This window comes from Streptomyces sp. NPDC002232 (assembly GCF_042890295.1).
Classification (GTDB): Bacteria; Actinomycetota; Actinomycetes; order Streptomycetales; family Streptomycetaceae; genus Streptomyces.
In genome coordinates, this window is sequence record NZ_JBIARV010000003.1 from 893262 (window position 1) to 919530 (window position 26269).

The 26269-nt window shown below is 74.3% G+C and carries 20 protein-coding genes; 7 read left to right on the forward strand and 13 right to left on the reverse strand.

All coding sequences use genetic code 11. The features are described from left to right. Positions 1–2: 2 nt before the first annotated feature. The 5 genes from ACFYXU_RS16440 to ACFYXU_RS16460 form a co-directional block, all read right to left on the reverse strand. Positions 3–3512 (reverse strand): hypothetical protein, encoded by a 3510-nt coding sequence (locus ACFYXU_RS16440; protein ID WP_389458104.1) that lies wholly within the window; start codon positions 3510–3512, stop codon positions 3–5. A gap of 165 nt (positions 3513–3677) precedes the next feature. Then, the gene (locus tag ACFYXU_RS16445) at positions 3678–4535 is read right to left on the reverse strand and encodes a sulfite exporter TauE/SafE family protein (protein WP_389458106.1); all 858 of its coding nucleotides are present in this window, start codon (positions 4533–4535) and stop codon (positions 3678–3680) included. Next, a complete protein-coding gene (locus ACFYXU_RS16450; RefSeq protein ID WP_389458108.1) occupies positions 4532–5104 on the reverse strand; it encodes a rhodanese-like domain-containing protein in 573 nt (190 codons plus the stop codon). The genes ACFYXU_RS16445 and ACFYXU_RS16450 overlap by 4 nt, the downstream gene beginning before the upstream one ends. 132 nt (positions 5105–5236) lie before the next feature. Continuing rightward, on the reverse strand, positions 5237–6631 hold the full coding sequence (locus ACFYXU_RS16455; protein WP_389458110.1) for a rhodanese-like domain-containing protein: 1395 nt from the start codon (positions 6629–6631) through the stop codon (positions 5237–5239). 172 nt (positions 6632–6803) lie between these two features. Then, a complete protein-coding gene (locus ACFYXU_RS16460; protein WP_389458112.1) occupies positions 6804–7778 on the reverse strand; it encodes an ArsR/SmtB family transcription factor in 975 nt (324 codons plus the stop codon). 56 nt (positions 7779–7834) lie between these two features. Between ACFYXU_RS16460 and ACFYXU_RS16465 the strand changes: the two genes are divergently transcribed. From ACFYXU_RS16465 to ACFYXU_RS16475, 3 genes are all read left to right on the forward strand, one after another. Next, entirely contained in the window at positions 7835–8635 is an 801-nt protein-coding gene (locus ACFYXU_RS16465) for a class I SAM-dependent methyltransferase (protein WP_389458114.1), read from the forward strand. A 65-nt stretch (positions 8636–8700) separates the two neighbouring features. Beyond that, the gene (locus ACFYXU_RS16470; protein ID WP_389458116.1) at positions 8701–9381 is read left to right on the forward strand and encodes a class I SAM-dependent methyltransferase; all 681 of its coding nucleotides are present in this window, start codon (positions 8701–8703) and stop codon (positions 9379–9381) included. Between the two features lie 196 nt (positions 9382–9577). After that, complete coding sequence (locus tag ACFYXU_RS16475; RefSeq protein ID WP_389458117.1) at positions 9578–10270, forward strand: 2-phosphosulfolactate phosphatase; 693 nt, start codon at positions 9578–9580, stop codon at positions 10268–10270. Between the two features lie 7 nt (positions 10271–10277). Here ACFYXU_RS16475 and bla read toward each other — a convergent pair whose 3' ends face one another. The 6 genes from bla to ACFYXU_RS16505 all read right to left on the reverse strand — a co-directional run bounded on the left by bla (position 10278) and on the right by ACFYXU_RS16505 (position 19499). Continuing rightward, positions 10278–11204, reverse strand: coding sequence for a class A beta-lactamase (bla, locus tag ACFYXU_RS16480; RefSeq protein WP_389458119.1), 927 nt, complete (start codon positions 11202–11204; stop codon positions 10278–10280). 97 nt (positions 11205–11301) lie between these two features. Beyond that, positions 11302–14205, reverse strand: a complete 2904-nt coding sequence (locus tag ACFYXU_RS16485) for an NHLP bacteriocin export ABC transporter permease/ATPase subunit (RefSeq protein WP_389458121.1) — start codon at positions 14203–14205, stop codon at positions 11302–11304. A gap of 1 nt (position 14206) precedes the next feature. After that, on the reverse strand, positions 14207–16348 hold the full coding sequence (locus ACFYXU_RS16490) for an NHLP family bacteriocin export ABC transporter peptidase/permease/ATPase subunit (protein WP_389458123.1): 2142 nt from the start codon (positions 16346–16348) through the stop codon (positions 14207–14209). A gap of 335 nt (positions 16349–16683) precedes the next feature. Next, a complete protein-coding gene (locus tag ACFYXU_RS16495; RefSeq protein WP_361398990.1) occupies positions 16684–17490 on the reverse strand; it encodes an HlyD family efflux transporter periplasmic adaptor subunit in 807 nt (268 codons plus the stop codon). A gap of 119 nt (positions 17491–17609) precedes the next feature. Continuing rightward, a complete protein-coding gene (locus ACFYXU_RS16500; RefSeq protein WP_376507899.1) occupies positions 17610–17849 on the reverse strand; it encodes a hypothetical protein in 240 nt (79 codons plus the stop codon). A gap of 321 nt (positions 17850–18170) precedes the next feature. Then, entirely contained in the window at positions 18171–19499 is a 1329-nt protein-coding gene (locus tag ACFYXU_RS16505; protein WP_389458125.1) for a D-arabinono-1,4-lactone oxidase, read from the reverse strand. A 179-nt stretch (positions 19500–19678) separates the two neighbouring features. On the opposite strand from ACFYXU_RS16505, the gene ACFYXU_RS16510 reads away from it, so the two are divergent. From ACFYXU_RS16510 to ACFYXU_RS16525, 4 genes are all read left to right on the forward strand, one after another. After that, positions 19679–20950 carry an amino acid deaminase/aldolase gene (locus ACFYXU_RS16510; RefSeq protein ID WP_376507896.1) on the forward strand — a complete coding sequence of 424 codons (1272 nt, stop codon included), beginning with the start codon at positions 19679–19681 and terminating at the stop codon, positions 20948–20950. 94 nt (positions 20951–21044) lie between these two features. Further along, positions 21045–21695: a TetR/AcrR family transcriptional regulator gene (locus ACFYXU_RS16515; RefSeq protein WP_389458128.1), complete on the forward strand. Its 651-nt coding sequence runs from the start codon at positions 21045–21047 to the stop codon at positions 21693–21695. Positions 21696–21856: 161 nt separating this feature from the next. After that, a complete protein-coding gene (locus ACFYXU_RS16520) occupies positions 21857–22951 on the forward strand; it encodes a chemotaxis protein (RefSeq protein ID WP_389406782.1) in 1095 nt (364 codons plus the stop codon). A 25-nt stretch (positions 22952–22976) separates the two neighbouring features. Then, complete coding sequence (locus ACFYXU_RS16525; RefSeq protein ID WP_329857755.1) at positions 22977–23471, forward strand: DUF1269 domain-containing protein; 495 nt, start codon at positions 22977–22979, stop codon at positions 23469–23471. A gap of 14 nt (positions 23472–23485) precedes the next feature. Here the strand turns inward: ACFYXU_RS16525 and ACFYXU_RS16530 are convergent, their stop codons facing one another. Together ACFYXU_RS16530 and ACFYXU_RS16535 are read right to left on the reverse strand one after the other, a co-directional pair. Next, positions 23486–24751, reverse strand: coding sequence for an arginine deiminase (locus tag ACFYXU_RS16530; RefSeq protein WP_376507892.1), 1266 nt, complete (start codon positions 24749–24751; stop codon positions 23486–23488). A gap of 43 nt (positions 24752–24794) precedes the next feature. Continuing rightward, complete coding sequence (locus tag ACFYXU_RS16535; RefSeq protein WP_376507890.1) at positions 24795–26258, reverse strand: basic amino acid/polyamine antiporter; 1464 nt, start codon at positions 26256–26258, stop codon at positions 24795–24797. Between the last annotated feature and the right edge of the window lie 11 nt (positions 26259–26269).

Below are 26269 nucleotides of genomic sequence, written 5' to 3' on the forward strand. Positions count from 1 at the left end.
GGTCAGCCGCTGCCCAGGACCGTCCCGTACGCCGTCTCGCGGACGTCCGGCTCCGGGTGGCGGCGCAGCTCCAGCACGGCCGCCCGCCAGACCTCGGGCCAGCCGAGGCGGGAGCCGAGCGCCGTGGCCAGACCGGAGGCGAGGAGACCCTCCACCAGCCCGCCGTCACGGCTCAGGGTCCGCACCGCGGCGAGGGCGGGGCCGGGGTCGGCGAGCGGATCGCCGTACCGGTGCGCCTCCTCCAGCTCGTCCGCCGCGCGGACCGCGCGGACAGGGCGCCCGTCGACCGCAGCGGTCAGTTCGCGGAGCGCGAGCAGCAGTTCGGGCTCGGTCCCGTCCGGATCGACGGTGCGTACGAGGAGGCCGGTGCGGACGGCGACGGCCGCGGGTTCCGACGCGAGCCGGCGGGCCAGGGCCGCGCACATGCCGCGGTCTCGCAGCGACGAGCCGAGGAGGGACTCCAGACGACGACGCGCCGGAAGGTCCCCGTCCCGCCCGCCGCCGTCCGGCTCCCCGGCCGCGACGGACGTCAGGAGCCGGTCCACGACACCGTGGAGCAGGCTGCCGGGCGCCACGCCGCCGATGGGGTGCGGCAGGCCGGACTGGGCGAGCTCGGTCAGCTCGTGTCCCGCGCGCCGGACGTTCCGTCGCGGGGCGTCGCCGACGTAGACCTCCGCGAGCGCCGCGCCCGCCGAGGGCGAGTACCGTGCCCAGTCGCCGAGCCCGGTCAGGGCCCGGTTCGCCGGGCCCTTGTCCGGGCCGAGGGCCAGCCGGGTGACGAGCGTGCCGTACCGCGCGCGGTGCGCCGGTGCCAGGTCCGCCGGTCTCACCGACGCCAGCACCGTCCGGGCGGCGTCGGGACCTTCGTCGACCGCCGACTCCAGCAGCGCCCACATCTCCTTCGCGGGGAGCAGCGCCGTGGCCAGACCGACGACGGTGGCGTGCACGTCCGGATGGATCCCCTGGGTGCGGACCACAGTGGACAGGAGGGCGGTGGCGGCGCCCCGTGGCAGATGGCGGGCCGCGAGCCGGGCGGCCGCCTTCCTGACGGTGACCTTCACTCCGCTCTCCCGCGTCAGGACGTCGCGGAGCAGGGCGGCGACATCGCTGGGCCGGGCGTGGGCGGCGGCCCGGGTGGCGGCCGACCAGGCGGCCTGGGCCCGGTCGTCGCCCGCGTGGGCGAGCAGGGCGTTCAGGGCGGGGACGGGGTCGTCGGTGTGGGCGGCGGCGTCCAGAGCGGCCGCCGCGAGAGGAGCGTCGGAGGAGCGGGCGTGGCCCCACCGGTCCTGTCCGGCGTACCGCTGGAGCAGCGCCGCGCCGTAGCGGGGCACGGGGGCCACCGAGCGGAGCAGGGCCGCACGTTCGTCGAGGCCCCGGTCCGTGTCGGCGACGGCGGCCTCGGCCAGCCGGACGGCGGCCTCCTGCTGCCGGGGCAGCCACCGGTCGGCGTACCGGAAGGGGGGCAGGGGCCGGGGCGCGCCCGCCGTCGGGAAGCGTCCGCCCGGGGAAGGGTTCTCGGCCAGGGCACGGTCGAGCAGGTCGGTGCGCTCCGCGGCGAGCACGGCGAGCACCTGGGGCACGAAAGCCGCGGACGGTTCCCGCGCCAGCAAGGCGGCCACGCGCTCTCCTCGGGCCGCCGGGTCGGCCAGCCAGGCCGAGACGACCTCGCCGAACCGCTCGTCGGGGCAGCCGAGCAAGGCCGGTTCGAGTCGCCTTCGCAGGTCCGGGATCCGGTGCGCGCCGGGTCCGGCGGCGCGGATCAGCGCGAGCAGGGGCGCGGTGTCGCCGATCGCGGCGGCCCGGTCCAGCCACGGCCCGAGCGCGCCGAGCACGGCGTCCGCACCGCTGCCGCGCAGCACGGGACCCAGGGCTCCGAGCTCCACGGTGCCGGTGTGCGCGGTCAGTGCTTCGACGAGGCGCACGCCGGTCCTGGACGCGGCGGAACCCGTGGAGACGGAGAGCAGGCTCGCGGCCAGCCTCCGGATCGTGTCCCTGGTCCCGGCCGAGCAGTCCCGGGCTCGCAGGGCGTCCAGACACAGCCGTTCCAGGGACGCGGCCGCGGACTCCGGCCCGGACGCGGATTCCGAGGTGGGCGTGGACGCCGACACGGACGCGAGCCCCGGCGTGGCCGCTCCCATGCTTCTCACGCTCGCGCACGCCGCCGCGAGCAGGGGGGCGGAGAGGGCCGCGACGGCGGACAGGGCCTCCCCGCGGACGGGGTCGCGCTCGTTGCCGAGGCGTCCGGCGGCCAGCGCGAGGACCTCTGCCACCTGCTGCGGGTCGCGGGACCGATCAGCGTTGGTGATCAGGTGGTCCCAGATCGTGCCACGTGCTCCGGCGTCCGGGGTGCGAAGGGCGGCGAGCAGCGCGGGGCGGGCCTCGGTGGGCGGCAGCAGGGCGAGGAGGCCCCAGAGGTCCCAGCCCGAGTGGGGTTCGCCGCGCAGTGCCTCGATCCGGGCCCGGGTCCGGGCGTGCCGCTCGGCGGGAGGCAGCAGCGCGAGCAGCCCCTCGTGCACGTGGGCGTTCCCGCGCGGACCGGCCGCGGTGACGACGGCGTCCGCGAAACGGGAGCGGCGGGCCGGTGGCATCGACCGCAGCAGCACGAGGAAGGCCTCGCGAGGGAACCAGCGCGCACCGAGCAGGGGCAAGGACGGCGGGTCCGCCGCCGCCAGCCGGCGCATGACGGCCGGGCCGGGTGTCCCCGCCCATCGCGCGGTGGCCCGGTGGGGGGCGGCGAGAAGCCGCGTGACGCGCTCGGCGTCGACGGTCACGAGGTCACCGAGACGATCGAGCATCGGACCGGGGAGGTGGCTGGGGCCGTGCCGTTCCAGCAGGTCCAGCACGCGTTCCGGGGCGGCGGGCAGGGCCGCGGCGATCCCGGTGGCGTGTCGCCGCCACCAGAGGTCGCGCGACCGTTCGGGGATGTCCCCGAGGTCCCGTTCCGCCTGGTCGAGCACCGCGACGGGGTGACGTACGGCCAGCGTGCTCCAGTCCTCGAAGGCGAGCACCCCGGCGAGTTCGGGCAGGAGCCGGGCGGTGAACTCCGTGGAGCAGCCCGGCAGGAGGCGGGCGGCGTCCCGGTCGCCGTACTCCGCGCGCACCCGGAGCGCCAGCCGCTCGGCGAGCGCGGGCCGCCGTCCGTCCCGCAGCAGGCGGGCGAGGTCGGCGCGGACCACGGCGGGCGCGTCGTCGTGGGCGGCCTCGACGGCGGCGTCCGCGACGGGCAGCCGCCGGGCGCCGCGGAGCGCGTACCGGCGGACCACGGAGTCCGGGTCGGCGAGCCGCGCCGCGAGGTGGTCCAGGTCCCCGGCGGTCAGGGCGGCCAGCGCGGCGAGACGGCGTTCGTACGGGCCGCGCGCGTCCAGGGTGGTGAGCAGGGTCCTCAGCGCGTCCGCCGCGGCCGGCCCGCCCTGACTGGCGAGGCGGTGTGCCGTGACGGCGGTGAGCCGGAGCCGGGCGGAGTGCGGGAGGGGTTCCAGGGCGGTGAGCAGCTGTTCGGCTGTGGAGATCATCGCGGGCATTGTGCACGACGGTGCGACACCGGACCCAGCGAATTTCTCGCCGACCCCGGGGGAGCCCCAGGGACATGCCACCCGGGACTCTCGGGGGATCCCCAGGAACATCCTTCAAAACGTCCCTCAAGGCCGTCCCCCACCACCGTGCCCCACCGCCGTTCCTCAGGGCCCGGCGGTGGACCTGGAGGCGCGGCACAGGAGCGCGGTCGCCGCGCCGGACACCGCCGCTCCGAGGACCGCCCAGGTGGCGGGGTGGGCCCACACGGCGGGGTCGAGCTGCTGCGCGAGCACGAAGACGCCCATGGCGACGACGAACCAGCCGAACACCCGCCGCAGCGTCTCGCGCGGGACGCGTCCCGCGAGCCGGCCGCCCGCGAGGCTGCCGGCCACGGCCGCCGCCGTCACGGTCAGGGCCAGGCTCCAGTCGACCTGGATGCCCGAGAGGTGTCCGGCGAGCCCGGCGAACGAGTTCATCGCGATGACGAGCAGCGAGGTCCCCACCGCGAGGCCCATCGGCAGCCCGCCGAGAACGGCCAGGGCCGGGACGACGAGGAAACCCCCGCCCGAACCGACCAGGCCGGTCACCGCACCGACCGCGAGGCCCTCCGCCGCGACCTGCTTCAGGGGGAGGTCGGCACGGGTCCGCCGCGCCCTCTCCCGCCCGGGCCGGGGCCCGCGGAGCATCGCCGCGGCCGTGGCCAGCATCATCAGGGCGAAGGCGACGAGCAGGACCGTTCCGGGGATGTACGCCGCCAACCGCCCGCCGCCGTACGCCCCGGCCATGCTGAACGCGCCGAAGAGGAGGCCGGTCCGCCAGCGGACCCGGTGGGCGCGGGCGTGCGGCACGAGAGCGGCGAGGCTGGTGACGCCGACGACGAAGAGCGAGGTCGTGATCGCGGTCCTGGTGTCCTGCCCGGCCAGATAGACCAGGAGGGGCACGGTGAGGATCGATCCGCCGCCGCCGAGGGCGCCGAGGCTGACGCCGACGAGCAGGGACGCCGCGACGACGAGCGCGGTCACACCGTGCCCCCGAGCTCCGCGATCACCGTGCGGAGGTCGGTGCGGGGCCCGCGGTTGTACGGCAGCCTGGACAGGAGCACGCCCATGGCGCAGGTGTTGCTGAGCGCCGCGTAGGTCAGGCCCGCTCCGACCGCCGTGCCGATGAGGTGGGCGCCGGGGACGAACACGCCGACGACCCCGGTGGCCAGGACGATCGAACCGGCCACGAGCCGGACCTGGCGCTCCATGTCCCACCGTTCCGGGCCACGGTCGAGGGGCGCGCCGGCCGTCTCCCAGGCGACGATGCCGCCCTCCAGGACCCGCAGGTGCGGCAGCCCGGCCTCGGACAGGGCCCGCTCCGCCTGGGCGGCGCGCTGTCCGGAACGGCAGACGAGCACGACGTCCTCGTCGAGGTGGGCCAGCAGCTCGGCGTGGTGCTCGCGCAGCGTGTCCAGGGGCACGTTGTACGAGCCGGGGATGTGCGCCGTGCGGAACTCGCCCGGCGTGCGCACGTCGAGCAGCCGAGGGGCGCGCCCCTCCTGGACGAGACGATGCAGTACGGGGGCGGTGAGGGAGGGGGCGGTGCTCATGTGGTTCCTGTTCCTGTGGGTCCGCGATACCGAGGGGGGTATGTGCGGACGGGTCGGGGAGGGGGATCCCCAGATGCCGAGGGGGGTGTATGAGGGGGTGCGGGAGGCCCTGGGGGTGGACGGGGGCGGGCGTCAGGCGACGGTCGGCTCGGCCGGGGAGGTGGTCAAGGCCCAGGCGGCGTATCCGCCGAGGAGGTCGGAGACGTCCCGGAAGCCGCGCTGCCGCAGCAGGCTCGCGGCGATGGAGGAGCGGTGGCCGCCGGCGCAGTGCACGACGAGGGGCCGGTCCTCGGGCAGTTCGCCCGCCCGGTCCGGGAGTTCGCCGAGCGGGACGTGCAGGGCGGCGTCGATGAAGCCGTTCGCCTCGCGCTCGCCGCAGGTGCGCACGTCCACCACGACCGGCGGCCGTTCGCCCGCGAGTGCCGTGCGGAGGTGCGCGGCGGTGACCCGGCCGGCGGGGGAGACCTCCCCGGCCAGGGCCTCCAGCGCGTCCTCGGGGTTGCGCACGTAGCCCGCGACCCGGTCGAAGCCGATCCGGGCGAGACGGGTGACGATCTCCTCCTCCCGGTTCTGCGGCGCCATCACGACGAGCTCGGCCGCGGGCTGGAGCACGGTTCCGGCCTGCTCGGCGAACCGGCCGTCCGCCGGAACGTTCACCGCGCCGCGCAGGTGTCCGGACGCGAACTGCTGCGGATCGCGGGCGTCCACCACGATCGCGCCGGCCGCCCGGAGCGCGGCGAAGTCGGCGAGGGCCAGCGGGCGCGGGGCCGACGTGTCGAAGCGCGCCCGGTCCTTGCGGTTGAGCTCGGCGTCGTACGCGAAGTACCCGGGCGCGGCCGGCTGTCCTGCGGTGACGAGCGCGACGAACTCCTCGCGGGTCATCGGCGCGCAGGCGTAGTTGGTGGCCCGCTGCTCGCCGATGGTCGACTGCTTCTCCGTCGACAGGTGCTTGCCGCAGGACGACCCGGCGCCGTGCGCGGGGAAGACCCGGACCTCGTCCGGCAGCCCCATGAGCTTGTTCTGCACGCTGTCGTGGAGCATGCCGCCGAGTTCCCCGGCGGTGACGCCCACCGAGGCCAGCAGGTCGGGACGGCCGACGTCGCCGATGAAGAGCGCGTCACCGGTCAGCACGCCGTAGGGAACCTCGTCCCCGGCGTGCTCGTACACGAGGACGCTGATCGACTCCGGTGTGTGCCCGGGCGTCTCCAGGATCTCCAGGGTGACGTCGCCGAGGGAGATCCGCTCGCCCTCGGCGAGCTCGCGGATCGGGTACTCGGTCTCGGCGCGCCGGCCGTAGCCGATCCAGGCGCCGGTCTCGTCCGCCATCTCCAGGTGGCCGGCGACGAAGTCGGCGTGGAAGTGGGTGTTGATGACGCCGGTGACGGTGAAGCCGTGCGCGGCGGCGTCGGCCAGGTACTCCGAGACGTCCCGGCGGGGGCCGACGACCACCGCCAGGCCCGTGCGCTCGTCGGCGATCATGTACGACGCCTGGGAGAGGCAGTCGAGGTAGTACTGGGTGAAGTACACGGCAGTCCTTTCGTGAGGAGCGCACACCAGGGGTTCCGCGCCCGCTTCTATACCCCCCTGGGTATTTTCGTACCCGACGGTAGAGCGGTCGCGGGAGAGAAGTCAAATACCCCCCTAGGTATTTTCGGGGGCGGGGTCGTGCACGCGCGACGGTCCGGCCGGGCCTATCGGCTCACGTCGCCAGCCGGTCGCCCAGGGCGCTGCGCAGGTAGAGGACCCGGTGTCCCTGCCGTGCGCGGGTGACCAGCCCCGCCCGGTGCAGCACGCCGAGGTGCTGGCTCACGGTGCCGGGAGTGACCTCCAGGAGCAGGGCCAGCTCCGTGGTGCTCGCCGGCCGGGCCAGAAGACCGAGGATCCGCGCCCGGGTGCGGCCCATCAGCTCGGCCAGGGCGGCCGGGGGAGCGACCCTGTCGCCGGTGTGCCAGGCGGTCGCGAGGCCTCGGGCGGGGTACCAGATCCGGGGCGGCAGCGCCAGGTCGACGACCGTGACCGCGTGGTCGCAGAACAGCGACGGCGTGAACGTCACCCCGTGTCCGTCGACCGCCACGTCGTGCCGCTCGGGAGGGAACGCGTCCACGGCCAGGGTGCCGGTGTCGGAGTGCCACCTCAGCCCCGGATCGATGTCCTCGAAGAGCAGAGTGGCCCCGCCGTCCGCCAGCCGACGGGCACGGTGGAGGACGTCGGCGCGCAGGACGGCGTGCATGCGCGGCCAGTGCGGGGCGATCACCAGGAGCCAGTAGTCGTGCAGGGCGCCGGCGATCCTCCCCAGCAGACCGAGGGGATCGGTCTCCGCCTGCCGCAGCACGGGGTGCGGGGGACGGCCGTCGGCACTGAGCAGGAGGTCGCGCGTGACGCGTGCGGCCGGCGTGGAGCGCAGGACGGCGAACTCGTCGTCGATGTCGGCGCTCGGCGTCGGCGGATGCGGGGTGAGGAAGTCGGGTACGAGCCGGGTGGGCCCCACCAGGGCCTGCAACAGCGGCCAGTCGACGCGCCGCAGCAGCGGGGCGGACCGCCGCAGCAGCGGCTGGTGCACGGCGTAGCGCACGGGACTGCGCCAGGCCCGCAGACTCTGGACGGTCTCCTGCAGGGGCGAGCAGGCGAACCGGACCGAGGCGAGGTCGTCGACGGCGAGGCGCAGCAGCAGCATTCGGCCCACACTAAATCTCTCGCCCCGACGGCGGCCCCGCTGGTGGGATCCCCTACATGACCGCTTCCACCGCTGAAGAACCCCTGCCCACGCCGACGTACGACCGCATCGGGCGGGGCTACCGGGACGTCCGCCGCCCCGATCCCCGTCTGGCCGCCCTGATCCGTCAAGCCCTGGGCGGAGCGCGGTCGGTGGTCGACGTCGGTGCCGGAACCGGGTCGTACGAGCCGGCCGGCGCCGACGTCACCGCGGTCGATCCGTCCCGGGTCATGCTCGACCAGCACCCCGGCCGGCGGAAGATCCTGGCGGGGGCGGAGGAACTGCCCTTTGAGGACGGCGCGTTCGACGCGGCGATGGCGGTGATGACCGTGCACCACTGGCCCGATCCGCTGCGCGGCCTCCGGGAGCTGCGGCGCGTGTCCCGTCGGCAGGCCCTGTTCACCTGGGACCCGGGGCATCGGCCCGAGCTGTGGCTGATCGAGGAGTACCTCCCGGAGATCCGGGACCTCGAACACGCCCGGTTCATGCCCCTGTCGGCCATGGTGGAGGCCATGGGCGCGCACACCGTGCTGCCGTTCCCCATCCCGTACGACTTCACCGACGGGTTCCAGATCGCGTACTGGCGGCGGCCGGAGTTCTTCCTCGACCCCGTCGTCCGGCGGGCCAGCTCCACCTTCGCCCAGCTACCCGCGTCCGTCGTCGAACCGGCGATCGCGCGCCTGCGCGCGGACCTGGCGTCGGGCGCCTGGCACCGCCGCCACGCCGACCTGCTGACCCGGGACACCGTCGACTACGGCTACCGGCTGCTCGTCGCGGGCCCCGGCGACGACGCCCCGCCGGACGGCCCGCGCGGCTGACACTCGATTTGCCGGACCGGCAACAGCGGTGGCGCCCGCCGGACACGGTGCGCGACGGTGGGCCCGTGACCGAGAACATCGCGGCGGGAACGCCCGCCACCGAGCCCCAGTCCCTCGTCGACGCCTACGTCGGAGACCCCGCGGTGCGCGCGAAGTGGGACGACCTCTACGCCGACCGGCAGCAGCTGTGGAGCGGCCGGCCCAACGGCGCGCTCGTGGCCGAGACCGAGGGCCTCACGCCCGGCCGGGTGCTCGACGTCGGCTGCGGCGAGGGCGCGGACGCCGTCTGGCTCGCGCGCGGCGGCTGGGACGTGACCGCGCTGGAGGTGTCGGGCGTGGCCCTGGAGCGGGCGGCGGGGCACGCGCGGGACGCCGGCGCGGACGTGCGCTGGGTGCACGCCGGGCTGGCGGAGGCGGACCTCCCGCCGGGCACCTTCGACCTCGTCTCCGCGCAGTACCCCGCTCTGCTCCGCACCCCCGAGGGCAGCGCCGAGCGCGCGCTGCTCTCGGCCGTCGCCGTCGGCGGCACCCTGCTGCTGGTCCACCACGCGGGCATGGAGGAGCGTCCGGCGGACGACAGCGGCTTCGACCCGGCGGACTACGTCTGGCCGTCGATGATCGCGGCGCTGCTCGACGACGACTGGGCGGTGGAGGTCGACGAGCAGCGGGCCCGGGTGTCGCCCGAGGGCGGGGCGGGCGCCCACCACACCGAGGACGTGGTCCTGCGCGCCCGCCGACTGCGCTGACGCGGCCGGGCGCGGGCGGGGCGGGCGTGGGCCGGGCGGGGGACAGCCACGCCCGTCGCCCGCACCCCACCGAGCCGACGCGGCCCGGGGCGGACGCCCGTGTCCGACGCCCGCGCCTCCCTGCCCAGAGACCCCGCCCAGGAACCCTGGCCGGAAATCCCGCCCGTACCTCCGGCCCCGGCGGCATCATGGCGGGATGGATCATCGTTTCGTCGGGATACCCGAGTTGACCGCCGTCCCCCGTGTCGCCGTCGTCGTCGACGTCATGCGCGCCTTCACCGTCGCCGCCTGGGCCTTCTCCCGCGGTGCCGAGCGCATCGTCCTGGCCCCGACGGTGGAGGAGGCGCTCGCCCTCAAGGAGCGCCGTCCGGGCTGGCTGGCCCTGAAGGACGGGGCCCCGGCGGCCGGATTCGACGCGGTGAACTCGCCCGGCCTGATCAGGAGCCGCGACTTCGCCGGGCGCACCCTGGTGCAGAAGACCACGGCGGGAACCGTCGGCGCGCTGGCCGTCGCCGACGCGCCGCTGGTCCTGTGCGCGAGCTTCGTGGTGGCCGAACCGACGGCACGGTACCTGCGGGACGGGGCCGCAGGGCCGGTGACGTTCGTCGTCACCGGAGAGGACGGCCGGGCCGACGAGGACCTGGCCTGCGCCCAGTACATCGGCGCCCACGTCTCGGGCGAGCGCGTCGACCCGGCGCCGTACGTCCACCGCGCGAGGAACTCGCGTGCGGCGGCGGACCTCGGCGCCGGGCGGCGCGCCGGGTGTCACCCGGACGACGTGGAACTCTGCCTGGAGGTCGACCGGTTCCCCTTCGTCATGGTGGCCCGCCGCGAGGACTCCCTGACAGTGCTGCGGCCCGTCACCGCCCCCGCGACCCCGGCCGGCTGAAGGGCTGTCAGGCCTCCGCGCCGAGTTCCCGCGCGAGCAGCGCGGCCGTCTCGGCCACCAGGGCGTCGGCGGCGGGGGCGTCCTCCTCCGGCCGGGTGGTGAGCACGGAGAGGACGATCGGCGTGCCGTCCGGCCGCCACGCGACACCCACGTCGTTGGCGCCTCCGTAGCGCCCCGAGCCCGTCTTGTCGGCGAGGCGCCAGTCGGCGGGCAGACCGCGGCGGAACCTCTCGGTGCTCGTGGTGTTGCGCAGCATCCAGCCCGCGAGCCGCTCGCGGTCGTGCGGTGCCAGGGCGTCGCCGAGCAGGAGGCGGGCGGTGTCGAGGCCGACGGCGTACGGCGTGGTGGTGTCGGTGACGCGCCAGGGCTCCGCCGTGTTGAGGTCGGGCTCCCAGCGGTCCAGCCGGGTGACAAGGTCCCCGATCGAGCGGCAGAAGCGGGTCACCGCGGTCGGGCCGCCCAGTTCCCGGAGGAGCAGATTGGCGGCGGCGTTGTCGCTGAACCGGAGGGTCGCGTCGCAGAGTTCGCCGACGGTCATGCCGTGGGCGATGTTCTCGGGCAGGCCCGTGACCGGCGCGTTGCCCGACGCGGCCGCGTACGCCGCGGTGTAGCGGATCCGCCGGGCGAGGAACTCCCCGTCCCGGTCGAGGTCCCGCAGCACGGCCGCGACCGCGAGCGTCTTGAACACGGAGGCCATCGGGAAGCGTTCGTGCGCCCGGTGGGCCACGGTCCTCCCCGTGCGCAGGTCACGGGCGAACACCCCGAGCCGTGCGGTGTGCGCCCGCTCCAGGCGCCTCAGTCGCGCGCCGACGCCGCCCGGCACGGGTAAGGCCTGCGCGGTGCCGCCGCTCAGTGCGAGCGCCGCGGTGAGTGCCGTACCGGCACCCAGGGCGAGGGCGGCACGGCGGGTCGGGGCGGTTCGGTGCGTGGTCAAGGTGTGTTCCTCCGTGATCGAAGATCGTGACTCTCGTACGTGTACACGCTTCGCGCGTCCGTTCGGTTGAGCCGCGCGGTCCCGGCGCGGCGGGCCGTCAGCCCAACTGGCGCCGGACGAGCCGGTGAAAGAGGCCGTCCGTGTCGGCGAGGAGTTCGGCGGGGGTGCCCTCCTGGACGACCCGCCCGTCCGCCAGCGCGATCACCCGGTCCGCGTCCATGATCGTGGAGAGACGGTGGGCGATCACGATCCGTGTCGCGTTCAGGGCGCGGGTCGAGTCGATGACGGTCCGCTGCGCCTCGTTGTCCAGCGCGCTCGTCGCCTCGTCGAAGAAGAGGACGCGCGGGCGCCGGATCAGCGCCTGGGCGATCATCAGCCGCTGCCGCTGGCCGCCCGAGACGGTGCCGCCGCCGTCGGACAGCATCGTGTGCAGGCCCATGGGCATGGCCTTGATGTCCTCGGCCAGGCCCGCCATCGCGACCGCCGCCCACACGTCCTCCAGGGGGTACGTGCCGGCGCCGCGGATGCAGTCGAGGACGGAGCCGGAGAACGGCTGGGCGTTCTGGAGGACCACACCGCACTGCCGGCGCACGGCCGCCTGGTCGAGTGCGGCGAGGTCCTGACCGTCGTACCGCACGGCCCCGGACAGCGGCCGGTCGAAGCCGATGAGCAGCCGCAGGAGCGTGGACTTCCCGCAGCCGCTGGCCCCCACGACCGCGACGAACTCGCCCGGCCGCACCCGCAGACTCACCCCGTCGAGGACGAGCGGACCGTCCTCGGCATAGCGGTACGACAGGTTCTCGGCCTCGATCGCCCCGGTCAGCTCGCCGGGCGGCGCACTGGAGTTGGAGACCTCCGGCGTCGCCCGGAACACCGGCCTGATCTGCTCGAACATGGGCTGGACCGCGGCGGCCGACAGCAGCGCGCCGGTCAGCTGCGTGACCGAGGACAGCATCATCGTGACGGCCGTGCTGAACGTCAGGAACTCGCTCGCGGACAGGGTGCCGCGGGCCGGACCCGCCAGGAGCGCGAACATCACGAGCGTGCACAGCGGCAGGCACACCGCGCCGAGCACCGCGAGCACGTTCTTGATCCGCCCCACCTGCCGGTGCAGCTCCCGGGTGCGGGCGAACGGCCCCGCCCACGCGGCGTACGCGAAGCTCTCGGCCGCCGCGACCCGCAGCTTCGGCAGACCGCGCAGCGTCTGGAAGGCCTGGTTGTCGAGCTTGTCGCCCAGCCGGATCAGCCGCCGCTGGTACCGCAGCTGCCACAGCCCGAGGCCGAGGAACAGCGCGGCGGTGGCGAGCAGCAGGGCCAGCGCGACGAGCGCCAGGGGCACGCTGTAGACCAGGAGCAGCACCAGGTTCACGGTGCCGACCGTGCCCGCCTGGAGGACCACCGGGCCGATGCCGGACAGGACCCGCCGGATGCCGCTGATCCCCATGGCGGCGGCGGCCAGCTCACCGGTCGAGCGGCCGTTGAAGAACGTCGTCGGCAGGCGCAGCAGCCGGTCCCAGACGGCCGGCTGGAGGGTGGCCTCGACCCGCCCCTCCATGCGGAGGATCGCCGTGTTCTGGAGCAGCATGAAGACGGCCGACACGACGCTCGTCGCGATGATCGCGAGGCCCGCCTGGACGATGAGTCCGGTCTCGGCCGCGGGGACGTACGAGCCCAGCACCTTGCCCGTCGCCACGGGCACCAGCGCGCCGAGGGCGACCGCGACGAGCCCGCCGAGGAGCAGGTCACGCAGCTCCGACCGGGTGCCCCGCACGCTGAACCGGAGGAGGCCCGCCAGACCGAGCGGACGCTCGGGCAGCGGCCGGTAGAGCATCACCGCACGCGGTGCGAAGACCGCCGCCCCGGCCTCGTCGAGACGCTCCCGCACACCGGTGGCGGGGTCGAGTGCCACGTACCGGCCGCGCCGCCACAGCAGTGCGACAGGGGACCCGTCGGCCGCGCGGTGCCCCACCAGGGGGCCGCTGTCCTCGCGCCACCAGCGGCCGCCGAGCCGGACGCCCCGGGTACGGATCCGGGAGGCGAGAGCGATGCGTTCCACGGGATCGAGGTGCCCGGGACCGGATCCCGCGACCGCCGGATCCGACAGGACGATGCGCGCCTCGCGTGCGACGGCGCGGCACACGGCGTACGTCGCGTCGTCCTCCGAGCGGCCGGTCGACGTGCGGCCGCCGGAGGGCCCGATGGCGGCGAGCAGGGTGCGGTCGGCCCGGGTGCGGGCCGCACGGCCCGCCTCGACGCCCGCGGCCGCGCGGTCCTCGTGGTCGCGTTCCAGCTGCTCGATCCACCCGTCCAGGGCGTACAGCAGCCGGTACTGCTGGTCGACCATGCCCTGCCAGGTCTCGGGGTCGACAAGCAGCGTGCCGGCCCCGTGGCCCGGGTCCCGCGGGCTCGCGTACGCGGCCCCGTAGGCGAGGGCGCCCGGAGCGACCCGCATCCAGAGGACGTCGTCGTCGGCGGCGCCGGACGAGTCGTCGTCCAGGGTGGCCTGGTACAGCACGCGCAGCCCGCGCCCGACGCCGAGCGCGAACGCGTGCTCCAGCGGGCTGAGGGACGGTTCGGCGGGAACCCCGCCGTAGGCGCCCCGGTCCGCGTACCACTCGGCCACGTACCCGTTCCCGCTCCCGTACGACCCGCCGGACGCGTACGCCAGTTCGCGCAGCTCGATCCGGCGCAGCAGGCAGTCCCGCGCGGGCCGTCCGACCAGCGTGTGCGCCGGGCCGTCCACCGGCCCCAGCAGCAGCGTGCCCGGCCCGAGGCGGCCCAGGAAGTGCCAGGGGCCGAGCCGCGCCGTGTCGACGGCGAACAGGTCGAGCGCGCCGTCGACGACGAGCCAGAGGACGTGCGGGCCCTCGAGCCCGAGACCGCCGCCCCCGGCGGGGTCGACGGCGGTGCCCAGGGAGCCCAGGGCCGCGACGACCGGGTCCGGGACGGCGCTGGTCGGCCGTCCGCCGGCCGGACCGGCGGACGGGTGCGGGACGTTCACCTCAGTGCTCCTTGACCAGGGCGGCGTACGGGCCCCGTGCCGCGACGAGTTGCTCGTGACGCCCGCGTTCCACGACGGTGCCCCGGTCGAGCACGACGATCTCGTCGCTGTCGCGCACGGTGCTCAGACGGTGGGCGATGACGACACAGGCACAGCCGCGCCGCCGCAGGTTGTCCATGACGATCCGTTCGGTGTCCGCGTCGAGGGCGCTGGTCACCTCGTCGAGGATCAGGACGTTCGGGCGGCGCGCCAGGGCGCGGGCGATCTCCAGGCGCTGGCGCTGGCCTCCGGAGAAGTTGCGGCCGTCCTGCTCGACGCGGGCCCGGATGCCGCCGGGGCGGCGGGCGACCTCCTCGTACACCGCCGCGTCCCGGAGGGCGGCGACGACGGCCTCGTCCGGCACGGAGGGGTCCCACAGCGCCACGTTGTCGCGGACGGTCCCCTCGAAGAGGAAGACGTCCTGGTCGACGAAGGAGACGGAGGCCGCGAGGGTGCCACGTGGAATGTCCTCCAGACGCATCCCGTCGATCCGGATCACCCCCTCCCACGGTGTGTAGAGGCCCGACATCAGCCGCGAGACCGTGGATTTTCCGCTGCCCGAGCCGCCGACCAGGGCGACCTGCCGCCCGGGGCCGACGCCGAGGGAGAAGTCCTTCAGGGTCGGGGCGTCGAGAGGGCTGTAGCCGAAGGTGACGCCCTCCACCTCGACGTGGCCGGTGAGCCGGCGTGCGGGAGCGTGCGGGGCGCGCCGGGCGTGGACCGGATCGACCGGGAAGTCCTCGACGTCCTTGAGCCGGGCGACGTCGGCGGCGAAGTCCTGGATCCTCCCCGCGACGCCGTTGAGACGGCTGAGGGGCGCGGTGAAGCCGGTCACGAGGGCCTGGAAGGCGACGAGGAGCCCGACGGTGAGGTGCCCCTCCACGGCCCGCAGGCCGCCGATCATGAGGATCAGCGCGCTGTTCAGGGCCGCGAGGGTGGGCGCCACGACCGCCAGCCAGGCGCTCGGCACGCCCAGCCGCTGCTGCACGTCGAGCGTGGTGGCGTGCTGTCCCGCCCAGCGGCGGAAGAACCCGTCCTCGCCACCGGTGGCCTTCATGGTCTCGATGAGCTGGAGGCCGCTGTACGCGGTGTTGGTGAGCCGGGCGCTCTCGGCGCGCAGCTTCTGGGTGCCGGTGGCCCGCACGTGGACGACCACCCGCAGGGCGAGGACGTTGAGCAGGGCGACCAGCACGCCGACGACGGTGAGCTGGGGGTCGTACGTCCAGAGCAGCACCGCGTAGAGCAGCACGACGACGGCGTCGACGGCCGCCGCGGCCAGGTCACGCGCGAGGGTCTCCGCGACGGCGTCGTGGGACTGGAGGCGCTGGACGAGATCGGCAGGGTTGCGCTGGGCGTAGAAGGCGAGCGGCAGCCGGAGCAGATGCCGCAGGAAGCGGGCACTGCCCAGGGTGGAGGCGATGATGCGCCCGCGCAGCAGATTGGCCTGCTGGAGTCCGGTGAGGACGGCCGTGAGCACGAGGGCGCCCGCCATCGCCGCGAAGACCACACCGAGCAGCGAGGTCCGGTTCCCGATGAGGAACATGTCGATGTACGTCCGGCTCAGCGCCGGGACCCAGGCGCCGACGAGGACCAGGAGCAGGCTGGCCAGGACCGCGGCGGCCATCGTCCCCGAGGTGCCGCGCAGCCGTTCGGGCAGGGACGCGAGGACGCCCGGCCGGCTGCCGCCGCGCCGGAAGTCGGCGCCCGGCTCGAAGGTGAGCACGATGCCGGTGAAGCTGGTGTCGAACTGCTCCAGGGGGACGAACCGGCGCCCGCCGGCGGGGTCGTTGACGTACACGCCGGGCCGGCCGAGGCGCCGGCCCGTACCCTCGTAGACGACGTAGTGGTTGAACTCCCAGAACAGCACGGCGGGGGCGGCCACCTCGGCCAGCGCGGCCAGGTCCATCTGCATGCCCTTGGCCCGCAGTCCGTAGCCGCGCGCGGCCTTGAGCAGGTTCCCGGCCCGGGAGCCGTCGCGGGAGACCCCGCAGGCGATGCGGAGCTCCTCCAGCGGGACGAAGCGGCCGTGGTGCCCGAGCACCATCGCGAGGGCGGCGGCACCGCACTCGACGGCCTCCATCTGGAGCACGGTGGGGGTGCGCACGGTACGCGGCCGCCGCCGCCCGGCACCGGGCCCGCGGCGCCGGCGCCGGGCGGCGGCGGACCGGCGGACGGGCGTCCGGCCCGGGGACGCGGGGCCGCGGGACGACCGGCCTGCGGGGGTACGCGCCTGTGCCGCGCCGGCGTCGAGCGTGCGGTCCTTGGGCGTGGGGCTCTCGGGCGTGCGGTCCTCGGGGGTGCGCCCGCGCGCCGACCGGCGGCTCTCGGGCGTGCGCCCCTGCGACACGCGGCCTTCGGGCGTGCGCTCCTGCGACGACCGGCCCCCGGACGCCCGGGTTCCGGACGTCCGGGGGCCGGCCGTGCGGCCCCGGCGGGCGCTCACGGCAGGAGCCAGTCGACGGGCCGCTGCGGGGCCAGTTGGACGGCGCCGGTCACGGGCGTGCCCGACAGCGGGGCCTGCGGCGGACCGTCCCCGGACGACCAGGCGTAGCCGGACGCGGCGCCGGGGGAGCGGTCCGGGGTCACCAGCACCGCCACCGGATCGCCCTCGCGGGTGAACCGCGCGGCGAGTCCGGGATCTCCGAGGAACGCCTCCAGCTGCGCCCGCGTCCGGGGCGCGCCGCCGACGGCCGTGACGCGCCCGCGGAGCACACCGAACCGGTCGCGCGGCGCGGACTGCACGCCGAGGTCGACGGGGTCTCCCACGCGGAGGGTCGCGGCGGTGTCGCCTGGCAGGTACAGGACGGCGACCAGCGGCGCCTTCGGGTCGCTCACGCGCTCGACGGTCGCGACGTCGGCGCCGGTGGTGAGGACCGAACCCAGCCTCGCGTGGAGGGTGACGACGCGACCGCCGGCGACGGCGCGGACAGGCCGGTCGCCCCGGTCCGTACGGACGGTCAGCAGGGGCGCGCCGGCCGCGACGGGCCGGCCCTCGTCGGCGAGGACCGCGGTCACCTGACCGGCGACGGGGCTCTGGAGCAGATAGGTGCCCTCGCCGTGCGTGAGGAGGCCGGGGGCGTTCACCCGTGACGTCACCGTGCCGGTGAGGGCCCAGAAGCCCGCGGCGGCCATGACCACGACGGTGACGGCGAGCACGAGACGGCCCTGGGGGCGCGCGAAACGCACGGGCACGTCGAGTTCTTCCGGTGATTGCAGCTTGGAAAGCGCATTGCGGCGGAACTGCACGGACTATTCCTTCGGCTGCGTTCTCTCGCGCGATCCGCGGTCGGCGAATTCGCGGTGGGGATCAGGGGTGTGAACCCCGGAACCGGGACGGTTCCGGGGTTCACGGCCGGTGTTCCGGCTCAGAGGCCGGCGATGCCGGTGTTCACCGAGACGCCGGTGATGCCGGTGGCGAGACCGGGCACGCCGCCGACGAGGCCCTCGACGCCCTGGACCGTCTGGAGGGAGCCGACGGTGCCGAGGACGTTGGTGACGTCACCGGTCAGAGCGCCGGCGAGGCCGCCGGAGACGGTGACGAGACCGCCGGAGACGGCGTCGAGGTCGGCGTCGGAGATTTCAGCGGTCTCAAGGTCGTGACGCATGATGCGCACCTTTCGTTACATGGGGGGAATCCGTCTACCGCGGCCGCAGCGGGCTTGATCCAACCATGTGAACGACGGACCGGAGAAATGCGATCCGCTCTTTTCCGAGGCCATTTCTGCACGTCGGCGGGCGGTGGTGACTTCAATTTCACCGAATGCCGACACGTTCTCCTCGGAACCGGGTAACAGATTCCGCCGCCCCGCTCCGCGCACGGGACAAAAGGGGGTGTACAAGGGCTCTCCGGGCGCCTTCCGTACCGCTGGTGTCGGCGAACGGTGAAGGCGCCGCCCCTCCACACGTACACGTTGTGCAGGTTTGCCTCAGGGGGCGACGGGCTTCGCCTCGGGCGCCACGCCGAGGACCCGGTCGAGGTAGGCGTTGGCGAAGACGCCGGAGGGGTCGAGGAGGTCGCGCAGGGCGGTGAAGTCGTCGAAGCGCGCGTAGCGCGGACGCAGCAGCCCGGCGTCGAGGCCGTGCATCTTCCCCCAGTGCGGACGGCCGCCGTACGAGCCGAGGATGGCCTCGCACGCCCGGAAGTACGCGTCGTAGGGCATGCGGTGGTACTGGTGGAAGGCGATGTAGCAGCTCGCGCGGTCGTGCGCGGTGGAGAGCCAGATGTCGTCGGGCGCGGCGAACCGGACCTCCAGCGGGAACGACACCTTCGCGTCGTGCGCGTCGATCCAGCGCCCGATCTCGCGGAGCGCGTCCACGGCGTGCTCCCGGGGGATGGCGAACTCGCCCTCGTGGAACCGCACGTCGCGCGGCGAGGCGAAGATCCGGTACGACAGGTCCGACCACTCACGGGTGGACATCGCCCGCGCCGCGAAGCGCGTGATCGGCGGTACGAGCCCGGGGAGGCGGGTGCCGATCCGGTTGAGCCCCTCGAAGCCGAGGCCGCTGACCGTCTCGTCGAGACGGCGCGCGAACGCGCCGATGGGCTTCAGCGGGGTGTCGGCCGGCATCCGGCGGAATCGGCGGGTGAGGGTCGTCGTGCTGTGCGGGAACCAGAAGAACTCGAAGTGGTCGTTGGAGTCGGCGAGTTCGTCGATCCGGTCGAAGGTCTCCCGGACGGGCATGGCGGCGTCGTGGGCGTGCAGGGCGAACAGCGGCACGCACTGGAGGGTCACCGCCGTGATGACGCCGAGGGCGCCGAGGCCGACGCGGGCCGCGGCGAAGAGCTCCGGGCGCTCGTCCGCGGAGCAGCTGGCCACCGACCCGTCGGCCAGGACCAGTTCGAGCCCCCGGATCTGCGTGGCGATGCCTCCGAAGCGGGTCCCCGAACCGTGGGTGCCGGTCGAGACGGCGCCGGAGACGGTCTGGCGGTCGATGTCGCCGAGGATCTCCATGGCCAGACCGTGCTCGGCGAGCAGCGGGTTCAGCCGCCACAGCGGCATGCCGGCGTCGACCGTGACGCGTCCCGTCTCCCGGTCCACCGACCGCAGGCCCGCCAGCCGGTCCAGGCGCAGCTGGACGTCCGGGGCGACGGCGACCGGACTGAAGGAGTGACCGGAGCCGATCGCCTTCACCCGGAGCCCGTCCGCGGCCGCGGTCCGCACGGCGTCGGCCACCTCGGCGGTGTCCGCGGGATGCAGAACGCGTACGGGACGCGCCTGCTCGTTTCCCGCCCAGTTGCGCCACGCGCTGCTCATGGCCGGAGTCCTCTCGGGTGGATCGACGGGGGCCGCGGCACCCCGGTGGTCCGGGCGGCGGTTCCCGGCAGAGTGGACTTGGTCGCCTGTCCAAGTCAAGGGTCGGGGACGCTTGACTTGGACAGATGACCAAGAGACGGTGACGTGGCCGCACAGGTCCGGAGAGAGGCCACAGGGTCATGACACAGCAGCCGTACGCCACCGGTACGCCGACACCCGCACCGCACCGGCCCGGGGGCGCGGCCGCACCGGCGGGGTTCCCCGGCCCCGCCGGGATCCACGCCCTCCAGGAGGCGACGGCCGGCCTCCAGCCGCCGTTCGCCGTGGTCGACCTCGGCGCGCTGCGGGCCAACGCCGCGCAGATGACCCGGCGCGCCGGGGGCAAGCCGATCCGGCTCGCCAGCAAGTCCCTGCGCTGCCGGACGCTCATCGGCGACACGCTCCGGCTCCCCGGGTTCACCGGCATCCTCGCCTTCACCCTCCCCGAGGCCCTCTGGCTCGCCGAGGAGCACGAGGACGTCCTCGTCGGCTATCCCTCCGCCGACACGGACGCGCTCGCCCGGCTGGGAGCGGACGAACGGCTCGCCGCCCGCGTCACCGTCATGGTCGACTCGGTCGAGCACCTCGACCTCGTGACCGCCGCCGTCGGCCCGGCCGCCGCTCCCGTCCGGGTCTGCCTGGACCTCGACGCCTCCCTCCGCCTCGCCGGCGGACGCCTCCACCTCGGCATGCGCCGCTCGCCCCTGCACTCGCCCGGCCAGGCCCGGGACCTGGCCCTGGCCGTGACCGACCGCCCGGGGCTGCGGCTCGTCGGCGTCATGTCGTACGAGGGCCAGATCGCCGGCGTCGGGGACGACGGGCCCGGCCCGCGGGCCGGGCGCGCCGCCGTCCGGCTCATGCGGCGGCTCTCCACCCGCGAACTGCGCGAACGGCGCGCCGCCGCCGTCCGCGCCGTCCGCTCCGTGGCGCCCCTGGAGTTCGTCAACGGCGGCGGCACGGGCAGCCTGGAGAGCACCTCCGCCGAACCGGCCGTCACCGAACTCGGCGCCGGATCGGGCCTCTACGCCCCGGCGCTCTTCGACCACTACCGCGACTTCCGCCCGTACCCCGCCGCCCACTTCGTCCTCCCGGTGGTGCGCCGCCCCGGACCGCGCCACGCCACCGTCCTCGGCGGCGGCTGGATCGCCTCCGGCGCCCCGGGCGCCGACCGGCTCCCCGTGCCCGTGTGGCCGACCGGTCTGCGCTACCTCGGCCAGGAGGGCGCCGGTGAGGTGCAGACCCCCCTCACCGGCGACGGCGTGGCCGGACTGCGGGCGGGCGACCGGGTGTGGTTCCGCCACGCGAAGGCGGGCGAACTGTGCGAGCGGGTCAACGAGCTCCACCTCGTGGACGGCGGCCGGATCGTCGACGTCGTCCCGACCTACCGGGGCGAGGGCCGGGCGTTCCTGTGACCGCCCGACCGGGACCCCTCCCTGGTCAGCGGCCGTCGGCGACGCTGGGATACCTTGATCCGGTTCACCGCCCCGCCCCCGCCAGGGAGACGCCATGACCCGCCGCTCAGCCGACGAGCGCCGCGAGCAGCTGGTCGAGGCCGCCCTCCGCGTCATGATCCGGGACGGGGTGGCCAGGACCACGACCCGCGCCGTGGTCAGCGAGGCGGGACTCCCGCTGGGAGCCTTCCACTACTGCTTCCGCTCCAAGGAGGAGCTGCTGCACAGCGTGATCGAACGGATCACGCTGCGGAGCGTCGCACCGGCCACCGCGACCCGCGCGGACGAGGGGGACCTCTCGACCCGCGAGATCATCTTCGGCACGCTGCACGCCTACTGGGACCAGGTCCGGGAGCGGCCGGCCGAGCACATGGTCACCTACGAGCTCACCCAGTACGCGCTGCGCCAGCCCGGTCTGGCCGATGTGGCCCGCCGCCAGTACCAGCACTACCTCGAGGTCTACCGCGACCACCTCGAAGCCATCGCCCGCCTGGCGGGCTTCGGCTGGACCGTCCCGCTCCCTGCCCTGGCGCGCTACGGCCTGAGCGTCATGGACGGGCTCACCCTGAACTGGCTGATCGACCGGGACGACGTCCAGGCCCGGGCGGCCCTGGACGAGTACGCCGAACACCTCACCACCGTGGCGGCGCCCCGGACGCCCGAGGCGCACGACGACGACCGCGACCGCGCCCCGACGGCACCCTGAGCGGCTGCCGACTCGCGAAACAGGTCATTTCCGACAAGGATGGCCAATCGTGAACCCGTACTCGGAGTGCGGCGGCCCGGTCCCGAGGGCCGCCCGCGGCGGCGGGGGCGAGCGGCGGACGTTCACCGCGTAGCGCCCGAACCCCTGCGAAAGGTGTACGCATGTACCCCGCGCTCAGCACCGACGCGCTCGCCAAGCTGCGTCAGCCCCGCCCGTATCCCGCCGTGTCGCTCCTCATGCCGACGCACCGCCGCGAGCCGGACAACGCCCAGGACCCCGTGCGCCTGCGAAACCTGCTGGCCCGGGCCGAGAAGGACCTCCAGGACGACCCGGCCGTGACGCGGGAGCGGCGGGCGGACGTGCTGAGCCAGCTGGAGCGGGCGGTCGCCGAGATCGACCTCGTCCACGCGGAGGACGGCCTCGTCATCTACGTGGCACCCGGCGAGCACCACGTGTGGACGGTCGCCAGGTCCGTACCGGAACGGGTGGTCGTCGCCGACACCTTCCTCACCCGCAACCTCGTCGCCGCACGCTCCGCCGAGCGGCCCTACTGGGCCCTGACCGTGGCCGCGGACCGGGTCTCCCTGTGGAGCGGCTCGCCCGAGCGGGCCGTCGAACACACCGGGGACGGCTTCCCGCTGACCCGGAGCCTCGCCGACCCGGACGCCGAGCGCAAGGAGCGTGTCGGGGACCTGCCGAGCACCTTCAGGGACGAGGAGACGCGCACCTTCTTCCGGGACGCGCACCAGGCCCTGCGGACCGTGCTCGCCTCCGAGCCCCGCCCGCTGTACGTGATCGGCGAGGCGCCCGCCGTGTCCCTCCTCGAAGAGACGGGCCCGCTGCCCCGGGGCGCGGCCACCCTCCACCAGGGCGGTCTCGGGCGCGGCCCCGAGGAGGCCGTCCGGAAGGCGGTTGCGCCCCTGCTCGCCGCCCACGCGGACGCCGTGACGACCACCGTGCTGGCCGAACTCGACACGGCCCGGGGACGGCGCGAGTACGCCGGCGGTCTCGACGAGGTGCACGAGGCGGCGAAGGAGGGCCGGATCCGGCTGCTCGCCGTCGAGGAGCACTACCGCGCCGTCGTCCGCGACTACGGCGACCACCTCGAACCCGCGGAAACGTCCGACCTCGACTCCCGCGACGACATCGTGGACGACATCGTCGAACAGGCCCTGGAGACGGGAGCCGAGGTGCGGTTCGTCCGCGACGACGCCCTGACCGGGGCGCACCGGATCGCCGCCGTACTGCGCTACTGACGCCACGCGGAGAGGGGAACACCGCATGTCCGAGCTCATCGTCATCGGCTACGACGACCACGCGGCCGCGACCAAGGCCTTCAAAGAGGTCCAGCGGCTCCGCGACGACCACCTCGTCGACCTGAACGGCCTCGCCGTCGTCCGGGTCGACGAGGACGGCGAGACCCATGTGGACACCCCCGCGCGAAAGGAGGAGATCGCCGTCTCCGCCACGGCCGGCGCGCTCTGGGGGCTGGTCTTCGGGATGCTGATCCTCACCCCGGGCATCGGCGTCGTGGGCGCGGCCCTCGGCGGCCTGATCGGCAAGCTGGCGCAGATGGGAGTGGACAGCGGCTTCCGGAAAAAGGTCGGCGACCTGCTGGTGCCCGGCTCGGCCGCCGTCGTGATCATGGCCTCCAGGATCACCGAGGACCGGTTCGCCGCCGCCATGGAGCCCTTCGGCGGGACCGTCCTGAAGACCTCGCTGCCCGAGGAGAGCGAGCGGGAGCTCGCCGAGCAGCTCGCCGGCACCGCCGGCTGATCCCGGCCGGCGGGTCAGAAGTCGACGGCGTCGCGGACCAGCGGGCAGGTCATGCAGTGGCCGCCGCCGCGTCCGCGGCCCAGCTCGGCGCCGACGATGGTCACGACCTCCACGCCCGCCTTCCGCAGCAGGGTGTTGGTCTGGGTGTTGCGGTCGTACGTGAAGACGACACCGGGTTCGAGCGCCACGGCGTTGTTGCCGCTGTCCCACTGCTGGCGCTCCGAGGCGTAGACGTCCCCGCCCGTCTCGATCACCCGGAGCTCCGGCAGCCCCAGGCCCCTGGCGACGACGTCGACGAACGCGGTGCCGCCCTCGTCGGTGATCTCCACGCCCGTCTTCCCGCCACCCGGCCGCAGCGAGAACGGGTGGACGGCGTCCATGATCGTCGGATAGAGCGTGACGATGTCCCGGTCGGCGAAGGTGAACACGGTGTCGAGGTGCATCGCCGCGCGCAGCTTCGGCATCCCCGCCACGATGACGTGCTCGGCGGCGCCGTTCGCGAAGAGGGAGGCGGCGACCTGGGTGATGGCCTGGCGCGAGGTGCGCTCGCTCATGCCCATCAGGACGACCCCGTTGCCGACCGGCATGATGTCGCCGCCCTCGAAGGTGGCCTGGCCCCAGTCCTGTTCGGGGTCGCCCCACCAGACGGTCGCGTCCCTGAAGTCGGGGTGGAAGGTGTAGACGGCCTTCATCAGGAGCGTCTCGCCGTGCCGGGCGGGCCAGTACAGCGGATTGAGGGTGACACCGCCGTACAGCCAGCAGGTGGTGTCGCGGGTGTAGAGCGTGTTCGGCAGCGGCGGCATGAGGTATTCGCGCGCCCCGACGCCCTCCCGGGCGAGGGCCACGTATCCGGAGCGGTACTCGTCGGGCAGATCGGCCGTCGACAGCCCGCCGATGAGGAACTCGGCCAGCTCCCGCGGGGCGAGGGAGTCCAGGAACGCGCGCGTGTCGTCGACCAGCCCCAGACCCACCTCGTTCGGCACGATCTTCCGGTCGAGGAGCCAGGCCTTCGCCTCGGGGATCGCCATGGTCTCGGCGAGCAGCTGGTGCAGCTCGACGACGTCGACACCGCGCTGGGTGAGCTTGTTGACGAAGTCGGCGTGATCGCGTTGCGCGTTCTCCACCCACATGACGTCGTCGAAGAGCAGATCGTCGGAGTTGGTCGGGGTCAGCCGCCGGTGCGCCAGGCCCGGAGCGCAGACCAGGACCTTGCGGAGCCGCCCCACCTCGGAGTGCACGCCGAGCGGGGATGTGGCGGAGCGGGTCTCGGTGCTTGTCATGGTCAACCTTTCCGAGGGGGGCCGGACGTGTGTCCCGACGGGTTCAGAGCTCGATCCAGCCGGCGGCGAGGGCGGTCACACCGATCACGGCCCCGATGACGGAGACCGCGCAGATGACGCCTTCGGCCGGGGAGAACGGACGCCGGTTCTGCTCCCGCCTCGCCTTGACGAACAGGAAGGTGGCGGGGGCGTAGAGGATGAAGGAGACCAGGACGAACTTCAGCCCGGCCGCGAAGAGGAGGAAGGCCGTGTAGACGGTGGCGACGAGCGCGACGGTCAGCTCGCCCCGGGTGGAGCGTCCGGCCACGCCCTCGGCGCGCGGCCGCAGCGCGATCTTCACGGCGAAGGCGGCGGCCAGGAGGAAGGGGATCAGGCTCAGGGCGCTCGTCAGGTCGAGGGCGAAGTTGAAGGCGTCGTCGGAGAAGGCCGTGACGACCAGCACGACCTGACTGAGGCAGGTCGTCATCAGCAGCGCCGGGACCGGTACGTCGTCGCCGCTGGAGCGCCCGAGGAAGCGCGGCATGTCCCTGTCCTTGGCCGCCACGAACAGCACCTCGGCGGCCATCAGCGTCCAGGCGAGGTAGGCGCCGAGGACGGAGACGATGAGCCCGACGCTGACGAAGGCCTGCCCCCAGGTGCCGACGGCGGCCTCCAGGACGCCCGCCATCGAGGGCTGCCGGAGCTCGGCGATCTCGGCCATCGGCAGGATGCCGTACGACACGATGGTCACCGAGGCGAAGATCGCGAAGACGCTCAGGAAGCCGAGGACCGTGGCCCGTCCGACGTCCTCCCGCCGCTTGGCGTGCCGCGAGTACACGCTCGCGCCCTCGACGCCGAGGAAGACGAACACCGTCGCGAGCATCGTGCCCCGGACCTGGTCGAAGAGCGAGCCCGCGTAGTCGGCCCCGGCGAAGTTGTCGGCGAAGACCGAGGGGTCCAGGTAGAAGAGCGCCAGGACGACGAAGAAGAGGATCGGCACGAGCTTGGCGACCGTGACGATGCGGTTGATAGCGGCGGCCTCCTTCACCCCCCGGCGGACGAGGAGGAAGAAGCACCAGAGACCGACGGAGGACAGGACGATGGCGAGAGCGGTGTCGCCGTCGCCGAGCGCCGGGGCGACGGCGCCGATCGTCGACATGATCAGGACCCAGTAGGTGACGTTCCCGACGCAGGCACTGGCCCAGTAGCCGAACGCCGAGAAGAAGCCGAGGTACTCGCCGAAGCCCGCCTTGGCGTACGCGTACACACCGGCGTCCAGGTCGGGGCGGCGGACCGCGAGGGTCTGGAAGACGAAGGCGAGCATCAGCATGCCGAGGCCGGCGACGGCCCAGGCGATGAGCGCGCCCGCGACGCCGGTCTCCTGGGCGAACCTTCGCGGCAGGGAGAAGACGCCCGCGCCGACCATGGAGCCGACGACCATGGTGGTGAGGGTCAGCAGTGTCAGCTTGGCCGGGGGAGGGGACCCGTCGGAGGAGACCTCGGCCCCTCCGTGCTCGTCGGTCTCCACCCGTTCCCCCG

Excerpts from the sequence above, each read along its gene's own strand:
- ACFYXU_RS16440 (WP_389458104.1), bottom strand. The coding sequence starts at position 3,512 with ATGATCTCCACAGCCGAACAGCTGCTCACCGCCCTGGAACCCCTCCCG.
- ACFYXU_RS16450 (WP_389458108.1), bottom strand. The coding sequence starts at position 5,104 with ATGAGCACCGCCCCCTCCCTCACCGCCCCCGTACTGCATCGTCTCGTC.
- ACFYXU_RS16460 (WP_389458112.1), bottom strand. The coding sequence starts at position 7,778 with ATGCTGCTGCTGCGCCTCGCCGTCGACGACCTCGCCTCGGTCCGGTTC.
- ACFYXU_RS16465 (WP_389458114.1), top strand. The coding sequence starts at position 7,835 with ATGACCGCTTCCACCGCTGAAGAACCCCTGCCCACGCCGACGTACGAC.
- ACFYXU_RS16475 (WP_389458117.1), top strand. The coding sequence starts at position 9,578 with ATGGATCATCGTTTCGTCGGGATACCCGAGTTGACCGCCGTCCCCCGT.
- ACFYXU_RS16500 (WP_376507899.1), bottom strand. The coding sequence starts at position 17,849 with ATGCGTCACGACCTTGAGACCGCTGAAATCTCCGACGCCGACCTCGAC.
- ACFYXU_RS16505 (WP_389458125.1), bottom strand. The coding sequence starts at position 19,499 with ATGAGCAGCGCGTGGCGCAACTGGGCGGGAAACGAGCAGGCGCGTCCC.
- ACFYXU_RS16510 (WP_376507896.1), top strand. The coding sequence starts at position 19,679 with ATGACACAGCAGCCGTACGCCACCGGTACGCCGACACCCGCACCGCAC.
- ACFYXU_RS16515 (WP_389458128.1), top strand. The coding sequence starts at position 21,045 with ATGACCCGCCGCTCAGCCGACGAGCGCCGCGAGCAGCTGGTCGAGGCC.
- ACFYXU_RS16520 (WP_389406782.1), top strand. The coding sequence starts at position 21,857 with ATGTACCCCGCGCTCAGCACCGACGCGCTCGCCAAGCTGCGTCAGCCC.
- ACFYXU_RS16525 (WP_329857755.1), top strand. The coding sequence starts at position 22,977 with ATGTCCGAGCTCATCGTCATCGGCTACGACGACCACGCGGCCGCGACC.
- ACFYXU_RS16530 (WP_376507892.1), bottom strand. The coding sequence starts at position 24,751 with ATGACAAGCACCGAGACCCGCTCCGCCACATCCCCGCTCGGCGTGCAC.